Annotated in this window: 10 protein-coding genes; 1 reads left to right on the top strand and 9 read right to left on the bottom strand. The window is 37.7% G+C overall.

The features are described from left to right. Positions 1–4: 4 nt before the first annotated feature. From odhB to K350_RS0103570, 3 genes are all read right to left on the bottom strand, one after another. Positions 5–1,489 (bottom strand): 2-oxoglutarate dehydrogenase complex dihydrolipoyllysine-residue succinyltransferase, encoded by a 1,485-nt coding sequence (odhB, locus tag K350_RS0103560; protein ID WP_028978722.1) that lies wholly within the window; start codon positions 1,487–1,489, stop codon positions 5–7. 40 nt (positions 1,490–1,529) lie between these two features. Then, entirely contained in the window at positions 1,530–4,283 is a 2,754-nt protein-coding gene (locus K350_RS0103565) for a 2-oxoglutarate dehydrogenase E1 component (RefSeq protein ID WP_028978723.1), read from the bottom strand. Positions 4,284–4,376: 93 nt separating this feature from the next. Then, the gene (locus K350_RS0103570; RefSeq protein WP_028978724.1) at positions 4,377–5,588 is read right to left on the bottom strand and encodes an NAD(P)-dependent oxidoreductase; all 1,212 of its coding nucleotides are present in this window, start codon (positions 5,586–5,588) and stop codon (positions 4,377–4,379) included. A gap of 117 nt (positions 5,589–5,705) precedes the next feature. Between K350_RS0103570 and K350_RS0103575 the strand changes: the two genes are divergently transcribed. Then, positions 5,706–6,449 carry a glycosyltransferase family 2 protein gene (locus K350_RS0103575; RefSeq protein WP_028978725.1) on the top strand — a complete coding sequence of 248 codons (744 nt, stop codon included), beginning with the start codon at positions 5,706–5,708 and terminating at the stop codon, positions 6,447–6,449. A gap of 6 nt (positions 6,450–6,455) precedes the next feature. Here the strand turns inward: K350_RS0103575 and K350_RS0103580 are convergent, their stop codons facing one another. From K350_RS0103580 to glmS, 6 genes are all read right to left on the bottom strand, one after another. Beyond that, positions 6,456–8,108 carry an ArnT family glycosyltransferase gene (locus tag K350_RS0103580; protein ID WP_037573889.1) on the bottom strand — a complete coding sequence of 551 codons (1,653 nt, stop codon included), beginning with the start codon at positions 8,106–8,108 and terminating at the stop codon, positions 6,456–6,458. Between the two features lie 4 nt (positions 8,109–8,112). Further along, positions 8,113–8,757, bottom strand: coding sequence for a phosphatase PAP2 family protein (locus tag K350_RS0103585; RefSeq protein ID WP_028978727.1), 645 nt, complete (start codon positions 8,755–8,757; stop codon positions 8,113–8,115). Between the two features lie 64 nt (positions 8,758–8,821). After that, positions 8,822–9,061: a hypothetical protein gene (locus K350_RS27270; protein ID WP_037573892.1), complete on the bottom strand. Its 240-nt coding sequence runs from the start codon at positions 9,059–9,061 to the stop codon at positions 8,822–8,824. A 4-nt stretch (positions 9,062–9,065) separates the two neighbouring features. After that, positions 9,066–10,619, bottom strand: coding sequence for a glutamate--tRNA ligase (gene gltX / locus K350_RS0103595; RefSeq protein ID WP_028978728.1), 1,554 nt, complete (start codon positions 10,617–10,619; stop codon positions 9,066–9,068). A 59-nt stretch (positions 10,620–10,678) separates the two neighbouring features. Then, positions 10,679–11,062: a RidA family protein gene (locus tag K350_RS0103600; RefSeq protein ID WP_028978729.1), complete on the bottom strand. Its 384-nt coding sequence runs from the start codon at positions 11,060–11,062 to the stop codon at positions 10,679–10,681. Between the two features lie 109 nt (positions 11,063–11,171). Further along, complete coding sequence (glmS, locus tag K350_RS0103605) at positions 11,172–13,007, bottom strand: glutamine--fructose-6-phosphate transaminase (isomerizing) (protein WP_028978730.1); 1,836 nt, start codon at positions 13,005–13,007, stop codon at positions 11,172–11,174. Positions 13,008–13,052: the final 45 nt, after the last annotated feature.

Below are 13,052 nucleotides of genomic sequence, written 5' to 3' on the forward strand. Positions count from 1 at the left end.
TACCTTATATACCTAATAATAATCTTGAAGGATCTTCAAGTAATTGTTTTACTCTTACAAGGAAACCTACAGATTCTCTTCCGTCAATAATTCTGTGATCGTAAGAAAGTGCTACATACATAATCGGACGAATAACAACTTGTCCACCCACAGCAACGGGCCTTTCAACTATATTGTGCATTCCAAGAATCGCAGACTGAGGAGCATTGATAATTGGAGTAGAAAGCATAGAACCAAAGATACCACCGTTTGTGATAGTGAAGGTACCACCTGTCATCTCATCAATAGTAAGTTTATTGTCTCTGGCACGAAGAGCAAGTCTTACAACTTCTTTCTCAACCTGATCAAAAGACATTGTCTCTGCATTACGAATCACAGGGACAACAAGTCCTTTAGGTGCTGAAACTGCAATTGACACATCACAGAAGTCGTTATAAACAATTTCTTCACCATCAATAAAAGCATTAACAGCAGGATATTCACGAAGAGCCAGGCAGCAAGCTTTCGTAAAGAAAGACATAAAGCCTAAGCCAACCTGATATTTATCTTTGAATTGATCTTTATACTTCGCTCTCAGATCCATGATCGGCTTCATATCTACTTCGTTGAAAGTAGTAAGCATCGCCGTTTCATTTTTAACAGAAACTAATCTTCTTGACACAGTCTTTCTCAGACTTGTCATTTTTTCTCTTCTCTGGCTTCTTGCACCACCTTGAACTGCTGGTTTTGCAACTTCTGCTGGTTTTGCAGCCGGAGTGCTTTCCTTTTTCACTGCTTCAGCATTTAAAGCATCTTCTTTAGTAATTCTTCCGTCTTTGCCAGTCCCTGCAACTGCTGTTGGCGTAATACCTTTTTCAGCAAGAATTTTACCAGCTGCTGGAGAAGTATGACCTTTAGCATAGTCAGTATTTCCTGTTACTGGAGCAGCAGCAGTTTTTGCTCCTGATTTGGCAACTGCTCCTGATATCTTACAGATAGCAGCACCGATTGGAAGAACAGCGCCTTCCTGAGCGATAATTTCCAATGTTCCGGAAGCTTCAGCCGTAAGCTCAAATGTAGCTTTGTCTGATTCTAATTCACAAAGAACTTCTTCAGCGGCAACTGCTTCACCGTTCTTTTTGAACCAACGCGCAAGTGTTACTTCTGAGATAGACTCCCCAACTGTTGGAACCTTCATTTCAATTACAGAGCTTCCTGAAGTTTGAGCTGGAGCTTCTTCTTTGGCTGCCTCTTTTGGTTTAGCTTCACTCTTGCCACTTGGCTCGATTTCGCAAAGAAGTCCACCGATTACAACAGTTTCTCCTTCTTTCGCTTTGATACGAAGGATACCAGCTGTTTCTGCATTTAATTCAAATGTTGCTTTGTCAGACTCAAGTTCACAAAGAAGTTCATCTGCATTAACAAAATCCCCGTCTTTCTTATTCCATCTTGCAACTGTTACTTCTGATATAGATTCCCCGACTACCGGGACTTTTATTTCTAAAGCCATTCTCTTTATTATTTAGTGAAAAAGGTTATTAATTCAATTATTATGCAAATGCTTGTTGTACAAGATCTTTTTGTGACTCATTATGAGCTTTCAGGTATCCTACCGCAGGAGAAGCAGCCTCATCTCTGGCAACTACATCAATATCAGCTTTCTTATAAAGATTTCTCAATATATACTCCCATGCTCCCATGTTTACAGGCTCTTCCTGAACCCAAACTACTTTAGCGCCTTTGTACTTGTTAAGGATAGTGTTCAACTGATCCTGAGCAAGAGGGTATAATTGTTCAAGTCTCACGATAGCAACATCACTTCTCTTATTGTTTACCTTCTCATCAAGTAGATCATAATATACTTTTCCAGAGCACAATAAAACTTTTTTCACTTTTTTAGGATCTGCCTCTTTGTCGTCAATGATCTCTCTGAATTTGCCACTCATGAACTCGTTCATTGGAGATACCACTGATGGATTTCTTAAAAGCGACTTAGGAGACATAACAATTAATGGCTTTCTGAAAGGCCAGGTCACTTGCCTTCTCAATGCGTGGAAGAAGTTTGAAGGCTCGGTGATGTTTGCAACAATAATGTTATAATCAGCACCTAACTCTATAAATCTTTCTAATCTTGCACTTGAGTGCTCCGGACCTTGTCCTTCATAACCATGAGGCAATAACATCACAACTCCGTTTTGTCTTTGCCACTTGGTCTCAGAACTTGAAATAAACTGGTCAATCATTACCTGTGCTCCGTTAGCAAAGTCACCGAATTGTGCTTCCCAGATTACAAGGGCATTAGGATTGGCCATTGCATAACCATATTCAAAACCAAGAACAGCGTTTTCAGACAACAATGAGTTGTATATCCTGAAGCTCTTCTGATTATCTGCTATATTATTAAGAGTGAAGTAAGGCTCGTTTGTTTCTGCGTCTTTTAACACAGCATGTCTGTGAGAGAATGTACCTCTTTGAACGTCCTGTCCGCTTATTCTTACTATTTTTCTATCAAGAAGAAGTGAGCCATAAGCAAGTAGCTCTGCACTTGCCCAGTTCAATACTTTTGTTTCAAAGAATTGCTCTTTTCTCTCTTTCAGAAGTTTTTCAATTTGCTTCAATGGCTTGAAACCATCAGGAATAGTTGAAAGCGCATTACCTACCTTATCGATAGTTTCTTGAGAGATGAAAGTATCCGGAGATTGTTCAAAATCAGCAGGAGTAGAACGTCTTAGTTCCTGCCATTCCTTTTCCATTTTCTGGAATGTATATGGAAGAGCTTTTTGCTTTACCTGGTTAAGGCGATCCTGAAGCATTTCTCTGAACTCCTTATCCATATTTTTTGCAAGCTGAGCATCAACATCACCTTTTTCAATAAGCTTCTTGTTGTATACTTCTCTTGGATTAGGATGTCTTGCAATAATATTATAGAGAGAGGGCTGCGTAAATTTAGGCTCATCACTTTCATTGTGGCCGTGTCTTCTGTAACACACCATATCAATAAAGATATCTCTCTGGAATTTTTGTCTGTACTCCGCAGCAACTTTCATACAGAATACAACAGCTTCCGGATCATCACCATTTACGTGTAAAACTGGAGCATCAATGATTTTCGCTACATCTGTACAATAGATACTAGAACGTGCATCATCAAAGTCAGTAGTAAAACCTACCTGGTTATTGATTACAAAATGTATAGTACCTCCAACATTATATCCTGGAAGTTTAGACATCTGAGCGATCTCATAAACGATTCCCTGACCTGCAACAGCAGCATCACCGTGAATCAATACAGGAAGGATTTTCCTATAATCATATTTGTATAATCTGTCTGCTTTTGCTCTTACATATCCAAGAACCACAGGATCTACAGCCTCAAGGTGGGAAGGATTGGGAGCCAGTTTCAGGTAAACTTTCTTATTGTTTACTGTAGTTACCTCACTGGAATATCCCATGTGATACTTCACATCACCATCTCCCATTGTAAGATCAGGAACTGCAGTACCTTCAAATTCATTGAAGATATGCTCATAGGTTTTGTTCATCACATTGGCAAGGACGTTTAGCCTTCCTCTGTGTGCCATACCAATCACAACTTCTTCTACTCCATGCTCAGCACCTTTACTGATCAGAACATCTAGTGCAGGAATTGTTGTTTCTCCTCCTTCAAGGGAGAATCTTTTCTGACCTATATATTTTGTATGAAGGAAGTTTTCAAATACTACTGCTTCATTCAGTTTATATAGGATTCTTTTTTTCTCATCAAGACTAAGCTGAAAGTTAAGAGACTCTTTTTCAACTTTATCTTTAATCCACTCTCTGATTTCAGGCTCTCTTATATAGGAATACTCAAATCCGATAGGACCTTCATAGATATACTTTAAAGTCTCTACAATTTTACGCAAAGTAGCTCCAGCCATACCCAACTGCTCACCTGCCTGAAAAGAGGTATCCAGATCAGCATCCGATAGACCAAAATCTTTAAGATCAAGCAAAGCACTTCTGTCTTTTCTCTCTCTAACAGGATTTGTTTTAGATTTTAAATGAGCTCTGCTTCTGTAAGAATGAATTAGCTGGCTAACCTTAATTTCTTTTAAAACTGAATCTGAAGAAACTGATGTTGCGCCTTTTGCCGCGTGGCCATTAGTTTTACCACCGTTTTCTCCATATTTCTGAGTTGAAAAATCAAAACCTTCGAAAAATTTCTGCCAGCTATAATCTACTGACTCTGGGTTTTCTTTGTAGCTTTTGTAAAGTTCATCCAGGTAATCTGTGTGAGCATTACTGATATATGAATATTTTTCCATTTAAATTATAATTATTAAAGCAAATATGCAATTTATATTTTAATCCACATAACCGTACATTCGAATATTCAAATGCACCTAAAAATCAAAATATTAACCTTTCACGTAGTCTTCTAAATATTCAAATTTTTCAGTAAGCTTGCCTGCCTTTGTTATAGTTGCCTTCTCAATTGTCCGATCTTTGTCTTCACCAAGAAGATTGGGCAATACATTCTCAATCAACTGTCTTCCAAAGTCTTTACTCGCATCCCTCGCAAGTTCCCCCGGGAGATTATCGATTGCCATCACAGTTAAATTGTCATGGTTTGAAAATGCTAATTCAAGCTCCCCCGTAAATGGATTGTAGTCATAAACAGGATCATTTATAGTCGATGGACGTTTGGTGCAAGGTATGGAACCATCTATATCACAGGTAATATCTGCAATAATTTTTATATTAAAATCATCCCTCAACATATCTTCTTTTGTAAATAGCGCAGGGGCTTTAGGGTTCCAATAGGCTCCCGCGACAAGAAGATCCGTAACTTTCTCATATTTATAAAAAGTGGAATAAAATCTTTCAGGATGGGTATAAAATTCTTCCCCAGACCATGGTTCGCCATTTCTTTTTTTATGATAGTCTGAAGATCTGAGCTGACAATAAACAGGATGAGGAAAATTTTTCGTCAGAAAATCGGACGAAGAAACTTTGGCAATTTTAAGCTCTTCCAAAATTTCAATCGCTCCGTTACTTACTCTCCCTCCACCTGTCAAAGCTATTTTAATTGGAGGCAAGTTTACTTTTTTGAGTTCTTGTTTTAACTCTGCATAATCATAACAGGCATAAGCTCTTTTCAAGTCATATAAACTGTACCTCTGACCATAGGTATAAAAAGCGTTATAAGTACCGACAATTCCTGCATACCTGCCAAAAGCAATTATTCTATTACCATTTTTATCAGTTAGTACCTCATAATCAATAAGCCTGATCCGCTTCTCAATGATCGTTTGTAATAATTTCTTATTATGAGGCTGTTTCTTTATAGTATGCGAGAAAAAGAAATATGTTTTATCGTGAAGCAAAAGTGGGATAGGCACTTCCTTCACCCCAAAAAGTATATGACAGCACGATAAATCTTCCTGAAGTGGAAACCCAAGAGCCTCATACTCGGAATCTTTTACACATCTTTCCGGGCTAGGCTGAATGAAAAATTTTACAAAAGGATATTTTTCACTTATTGCCCTGCATTGCTCTGGCAATAAGGGAACTCTTCTATCGGTTGGTATTCTGCCTTCTCTTAGAATTCCTATATTTATCGTTTTCATGCTTAAAATTTATATTTCCAAATCCTCATACGGACAAATTTTCCCTTGCTGTTTCCTAAACAGGTCTAAATATCTTAATTTGCAAGGAAATTAGAATCTGAATTCTCTCAATATTTTATGTACAACAACAAAAAAGTCGTGGTAGTGCTGCCGGCATATAATGCGGAACTTACATTAAAGAAAACTTTTGATGAGATACCTTTTGATATTGTGGATGAAGTTATTCTTGTAGATGACGCAAGTAAAGACCAGACTGCAAAAGTAGCCAGAGAAATAGGGATAAAACACGTGGTAGTTCATACTCAGAATAAGGGTTACGGTGGAAATCAAAAAACCTGCTACGATTCGGCCTTGAAACTTGGCGCTGACATTGTGATAATGCTACATCCTGACTATCAGTACACACCAAAGCTCATTCATGCTATGACAAGCATTATCGGTAACGATTTGTATCAGGTGGTCCTAGGCAGCAGAATTCTTGGGAAAGGTGCTCTTAAAGGAGGAATGCCAATGTATAAATATATTGCCAATAGATTCCTTACCTTGTCTCAGAATTTACTGATCAATCAGAAACTAAGTGAGTACCACACAGGATACAGAGCATTTTCGAAAACAGCACTCGAAGCTATTGCTTACCACAAAAACTCGGACGACTTTGTTTTTGACAATCAAATGCTTTCTCAAATTTTTATGGCAGGCTTTGAAATTGCAGAAGTAACCTGTCCAACAAAATACTTTGAGGAAGCGTCTTCAATCAATTTTAAAAGAAGCTCTATCTATGGATTAGGAGTATTGAAAGTTTCCCTGACTCACTTCTTCCATAAATTGGGAATTATAAAATCTCCCATATATTCAAAGTAAAGAACATTATTTGGGTAAACGGCGATAAAATAAAAAGCCGTTTTCCCCTCCTATTTTTTCTACTCCTGGAGTTTTTTCCAGATCTGCTTCACGTCCAACTTTAGTAATAAAATAAGCTGGCTTGTCTATATTGCCCGTTAATAAAGTATTCAAATCAACCGGTTTACCATTGTTATACCCTGGTTTTCTTTGGGAATAGAAATACTGAGCATAGCTCTTATATCCTACTACTTCGACATACACATCCTTTCCTTGCAGACTTTCAAAAAATTCAATAGCCGCTGCCTGAGAGTACTTTTCAACTTTAGGTACTATCAATGCCATGGCCAATTCTATCACAACCATGGTTGAACAACAGATCAGTATTGCGGCACTGGTAACTTTATTCCTTGTAATTAGTACAAGCGCCACAATTACTGCTATCAGATAAAAGACTCCGGCAAGAGATTCAAGTCCGGACCAATGAACAACAGCATCCATGTTAGCTCTGGCAAAGCGATCAGGAAATAATTTATCCAGAGGTAATTTATCCTTATACTTATAAAACAAGGGTAGCAGAATCAAAGCCAGGCTTACAGTAATACCAATGACACCAAAACTTATATTAAAATACTTTTTCAAGCGTAGCTTTTTAGTATCTATTTTATACAGCGCATAAGCAGCTAAGAAAGTAATAGGGAAATAACAAAAAGAAGAATAGTGTACTATTTTGGTCTTTACTATGGAAAACAAAATCAATACAACTAAAAGAGAAATGGTTATCCATAACTTCAAATCCTTTTGCCTGTGCGTATCAGTATAAACTTTACCAAATGACTTATAGACAAATAAAGACGCAGGGAAACAACCTAACAACAGTATTATAAAATGGTAGTAAAAAGGACCACCATGACCAGCATCCTGAGTTTTGAACAAACGAATCTGGTAGACTATAAACTCCTCGAGAAACCATAAACCATTTTTAGCTATTTCCAAACCAAACCAGAGGAAAGCAACCAGTCCAGCAGTGAAGAAAAACACAGCAATTTCCGTGAACTTGAAAACTCCAAGCTTTCTCCTCACTACCATAAAGGATATCGAAGCCAGAAGTGCTATCAGCATTGCTACCGGACCTTTGGTTAATACACCCAGTCCGATAAAAATTCCAGCTAATAAAATTTCCACACTCCTTTTTCTTGACTTCTGATAATCTTCGGAAGCTACTAAGCTGAGAAAGTAAATTCCCAGAAATATGCAGAGGTTAAATAATGGATCAATAATTCCTGACTTAAAATAAAAATGCGGCAAAAACGATCCTGCATAAAACATTACCCAGAATAAGCCAAATTTTAAATCGAACTCTTTTGATCCGATTTTGAAAATTGCCAGGAGTGTGATAATTCCAATGATGGCATTTGGAAAACGCGCTGCAAATTCATTGAACCCAAACAAATGCATACTTGCTGCCTGCAACCAGAAGAATAAGGGAGGTTTTTCCCAAAAGGGCTGGTAGTTAATCTGAACGCGAAAATAATCACCGCTCGTGATCATTTCCCTAGAAGACTCTGCAAAGTTTATTTCATCCCAATCAAATAAATGTACACTTCCAAGAAATGGTAAAAATAAAACTGCCCCTGCCAGAGCAATTATAAAGTAATAGGGCAGATAACGCAGATACATAGATCTAGGAGTTTAGCTTATAGATAGGTTTATTGGCAAAAGGCTTATTTTTAAGATTGCTGTGGTTTTCAAAATAATAAATAACTAAAGCAGAGATTAATACACCAATAGCAGCGCCAAAGTACGTATCAATAAAGAAATGCTGCATCATATAAATCCTTGAAAGCGTTACCATAAATGCCATGATAAAACAAAATACCTGGATGAATTTATTCTTAGCAAAATAAGCTAATACCATGAATAAGGTAAACGCTCCGGATGAGTGGCCGGAAGGAAAGCTATGCAGAGAATATATTTCTATATTTTCTATATAATATAAATCAGGAACATCCTTCAGATAAGCTTTTGGCCTTAATACATCACTGAAAATCGTACGCTTTAGGCTTTGAACGATAATAGTACTGACTATTAATGAAATACTAGCAACTATTCCAAAATAAATTTTCCTAAAGAAAAGAATTATAATAATGCAGACTGGAAGAATTCCCTCACCGAACATCGTTATTATCTGAAAGAATTCGTCAAGGAATGGGGTATGAAACTGATTTACGAAAATCTCGATAGGCCCTTTAAAAAAAAGAAATAAGAGAACAGCTCCTGTTATTAAATACAGTAGAAACAGGAAAAAGAAATATCCCGTATTTTTCAATACGTTTAACAAAGCGCTGCTCTCAAGATAAAAAGTAAACTAATTTATTCTATATAATGAATGATTACTCCTCATCACTTTCCTCTTCTTCTAAACCATCTTCCTCTGTAATAGGATGACCTTTCTTTAAATCTTCCCTTCCTCTGAGTTTTTTATCATCAACATTCTTATCAAGGAAGTCATTAACCTTATCCAGATCAAAACTGGAAACAATTTCTCCAAACGTATTTACTCTGATGTCAAAACCATCAAGTTCTTTATTCACTTTTGGTTTTTCCCTTTTAGCTGCTTTTCTTTTAGCCATAGCTTTAAGCTTTTACATGTTCGCTGAGAACCTGCAAAGCTGAATCTATACGACTAACTGTCTCTTTAGCTCCTAATACTTCTATAATCTGCATCAGGTCAGGACCGGAACCCGCTCCTGTAATAGCTAATCTTAGTGCCTGTAGCATTTTGCCAATCTTGACTCCGTTTTTCTCAAGTACCTGGTTGAGCAAATCTTTTGCACGATCAGCACTTACTTCAGACTCTTTTTTCAGTTCGTCCTTAAACTCAACAATGATGTTCACAGCCTCGTTGGTCCACTTAGAATTAACAACTGCCGTGTCATAATGTTCAGGCTTGCTGAAGAAGAAACGACCCTCTTCCCAGAAGTCTTTAGGGAAGGTTACACGCTCTTTTAACAACTCAATAATCTTAGAAATTTTGGAAGCGTCAAACTTTATTCCCTTTGCATTTAATTGTTCTGTAAGATAGCCAGACAATTCATCAGAAGTTTTTGCCTTAAGATATTGTTGATTGAACCATTTCGCTTTATTGATATCGAATTTGGTTCCAGACTTACCGATTCTTTCCGGGCTAAAAGCCTGTATCAATTCATCCATGGTAAACAACTCCTGTTGCGTACCAGGGTTCCAGCCTAATAAAGCAAGAAAATTAACTACTGCCTCTGGTAAATAACCTTCCTCTCTGAAACCTATAATTTTTTCAGTTTTCCCATCTTCAGGATTTGCAAACTCCCAGTTTAGAGGGAATATTGGAAAACCATGTTTTTCTGCATCTCTTTTGCTAAGCTTTCCATTACCATCTGGTTTTAACAAAAGTGGAAGGTGTGCAAACTGTGGCATAGTTGCCTCCCAGCCAAGGAACTTATATAAAAGCACGTGAATTGGGGCGCTTGGCAACCATTCTTCACCACGAATTACATGGGTAATACCCATTAAATGGTCGTCTACGATATTGGCCAAGTGGTAAGTAGGCATGCCATCCGACTTCATAAGAACCTTATCATCAAGAGAAGATGAGTGGACCATTACCCAGCCCCTGATCATGTCATTAAGACGAACTTCCTCTTTTCTGGGAACTTTTAAACGAATAACATAAGGATCTCCGGAAGCCAATCTCTTCTTCACCTCATCTTCAGGAAGAGTCAGCGAATTTTTCATTGTGGCTCTGGTAATGGCATTATACTGAGGAGAAGCAACTTTCGCTGCTTTCAACCTTTCACGCATAGCATCCAGCTCTTCCGACGTATCAAATGCGTAGTATGCATTGCCTTCTTCCACAAGCTTCAACGCATACTGCATGTACATAGCCTTTCTTTCCGACTGACGATATGGTCCATTAGGGCCTCCCTCTCTGATACCTTCATCAAGCTTGATTCCAATCCAATCCAATGCCTGCAGAATATACTCTTCTGCACCCGGCACAAAGCGATTTTGGTCAGTATCTTCTATTCTGAGCAACATTTTCCCATTATTCTTTTTAGCAAAAAGATAATTGTATAATGCTGTTCTGACACCACCAATATGCAGTGCTCCGGTTGGGCTTGGAGCAAATCTCACCCTGACTTCTCTTTCCATAATCCTATATCGTCTTCGGTACTATTTTAACAAGTAAATTAAATTTAAGATTTCTCTTACTATTCTGCTACAGCAATGCAGGAAATCTCAACATTAGCATCTTTTGGCAATCGGCTCACTTCAACAGTTTCTCTTGCCGGAGGCTCTGAAGTAAAATATTCTCCGTAAACCTGGTTAACAGCTACGAAATTATTCAAATCCTTTACGAAGATGGTGCTTTTAACAACGTTGGAGTAATTCAGTCCTGCAGCCTTTAAAATTTCACCAAGATTTTTCATTACTCTGTGAGTTTCTTCCTGAATAGACTTATTATCCATTGATCCTGTTTCAGGTATCAAAGCAATTTGTCCGGAAATGTACAAGGTGTTGCCGGCTTTAACTGCCTGGCTGTAAGGGCCTATCGGGGCAGGCGCTGATTGACTGTTGATTATTATTTTAGCCATAATTTCTGAATTAGGGCCTAAAAATAGCTTAAAAAAGTTTTTTATCCGAAATAATGAACCTTTTGATATAAAAAAAGGGAACTATTTATGTTCCCTTTTCTAAATATTTTTATTCTACAGTTACCGATTTCGCGAGGTTTCTTGGCTGATCCACATTACAACCTCTCATTACTGCAATATGATAGGATAAAAGTTGTAACGGAACTACAGATACGATAGGCATCAAAAACTCATGTGTTCCAGGAACTTCAATCACAAAATCTGCCATAGCCTCAATTTGCTTATCCCCTTCTGTTACAATAGCTATTACTTTACCTTTTCTCGCCCGAACCTCCTGAATATTGCTTACAATTTTTTCATAAGTCTGATCTTTTGTAGCAATAACCATCACAGGCATTTCTTCATCAATTAGCGCAATAGGGCCATGTTTCATTTCTGCAGCGGGATATCCTTCTGCATGAATATATGAAATTTCCTTCAGCTTAAGCGCCCCTTCCAATGCAACAGGGAAATTAGCCCCTCTTCCAAGATAAAGGAAGTTACTTGCATCTTTAAATATTGATGAGATGTATTTGATCTGATCGTTAGTCTTCAGTGCCTTTTCAACTTTTGCTGGAAGATTCTCCAAATCAACCAAAAGCTGACGAAACAGACTCTCTTTGATAGTACCTCTTCTATGGCCAACAATAATAGCCATCATTGTAAGCACTGTAACCTGAGCTGTAAATGCTTTTGTACTGGCAACACCGATTTCAGGACCAGCATGCAAATATGCTCCTTCATGAGAAGCTCTCGCAATTGAAGAACCCACCACATTACAAACTCCAAATATAATTGCACCTTTAGACTTGGCAAGTTCAATAGCTGCAAGAGTATCAGCAGTTTCTCCACTTTGAGAAATTGCAATTACAACATCCCCTTCTTTTATGATAGGATTGCGATATCTGAATTCGGATGCATATTCTACTTCTACAGGTATGCGTGCAAATTCTTCGAAAATATACTCAGCGACCAGTCCTGCATGCCATGAAGTTCCGCATCCAAGAATGATAATTCTGTCTGCATTAACTAGTTTATTGAGATACTGTCTTATTCCCCCCAAGGCTAAGTGACCTTGTTCAGAAATCACTCTACCTCTCAAACAGTCTTTGATAGACTTAGGCTGCTCGAATATTTCCTTAAGCATAAAATGCTCATAACCGCCTTTTTCAATCTGGTCCAGTTCAAGATCAAGTCTATGAATATAAGGAGTCGTCTGAACATCCTCAATAGTCTTTATGTTTAAACGACCATCTTTAATTACAGCAATTTCAAGATCATTAAGATAAACAACCTCATTAGTATATTCAATGATAGGAGATGCATCAGAAGCAATAAAGAATTCCCCTTGTCCGAGACCAATAACCAAAGGACTACCTTTTCTTGCTGCTATCAATTGATTCGGATCATCTTTTGAAATAATGACGATTGCATAGGCACCAACTACTTTGGTAAGAGCAAGCCTCACTGCCTCTTCAAGAGAACACTGATTATTATCTCTGATGTCTTCAATAAAATGGATAAAAACCTCTGAATCTGTTTCACTCAAAAACACATGGCCTCTTTGTTCAAGATCCTTTTTAAGTGATGCATAATTTTCAATGATGCCATTATGAATGATGGCAAGATCTTTTTTGGAAGAAAAGTGAGGGTGGGCGTTCACATCATTAGGAACCCCGTGAGTTGCCCAGCGAGTGTGTCCTATACCTATATTACTATCAATTATTTGGTCCTTAAGGTATTCTTCAAGCTCGCTTACTTTACCTTTTTTCTTATAAACATTTAAATCTCCGTTTAAAAGAGCAATACCTGCGCTATCATAGCCTCTATATTCAAGTCTTTTAAGACCCTTTATTAAAATCGGAGAAGCTTCTTTATTTCCAACGTAAGCAACAATTCCACACATCTTAATTCAATGGGGTTTAAATTAACAGATCGATTTTTACTCTAA

It is taken from the genome of Sporocytophaga myxococcoides DSM 11118 (assembly GCF_000426725.1).
Classification (GTDB): Bacteria; Bacteroidota; Bacteroidia; order Cytophagales; family Cytophagaceae; genus Sporocytophaga; species Sporocytophaga myxococcoides.

Excerpts from the sequence above, each read along its gene's own strand:
- K350_RS0103570 (WP_028978724.1), bottom strand. The coding sequence starts at position 5,588 with ATGAAAACGATAAATATAGGAATTCTAAGAGAAGGCAGAATACCAACC.
- K350_RS27270 (WP_037573892.1), bottom strand. The coding sequence starts at position 9,061 with ATGGCTAAAAGAAAAGCAGCTAAAAGGGAAAAACCAAAAGTGAATAAA.
- K350_RS0103580 (WP_037573889.1), bottom strand. The coding sequence starts at position 8,108 with ATGTATCTGCGTTATCTGCCCTATTACTTTATAATTGCTCTGGCAGGG.
- glmS (WP_028978730.1), bottom strand. The coding sequence starts at position 13,007 with ATGTGTGGAATTGTTGCTTACGTTGGAAATAAAGAAGCTTCTCCGATT.
- odhB (WP_028978722.1), bottom strand. The coding sequence starts at position 1,489 with ATGGCTTTAGAAATAAAAGTCCCGGTAGTCGGGGAATCTATATCAGAA.
- K350_RS0103575 (WP_028978725.1), top strand. The coding sequence starts at position 5,706 with ATGTACAACAACAAAAAAGTCGTGGTAGTGCTGCCGGCATATAATGCG.
- K350_RS0103565 (WP_028978723.1), bottom strand. The coding sequence starts at position 4,283 with ATGGAAAAATATTCATATATCAGTAATGCTCACACAGATTACCTGGAT.
- K350_RS0103600 (WP_028978729.1), bottom strand. The coding sequence starts at position 11,062 with ATGGCTAAAATAATAATCAACAGTCAATCAGCGCCTGCCCCGATAGGC.
- gltX (WP_028978728.1), bottom strand. The coding sequence starts at position 10,619 with ATGGAAAGAGAAGTCAGGGTGAGATTTGCTCCAAGCCCAACCGGAGCA.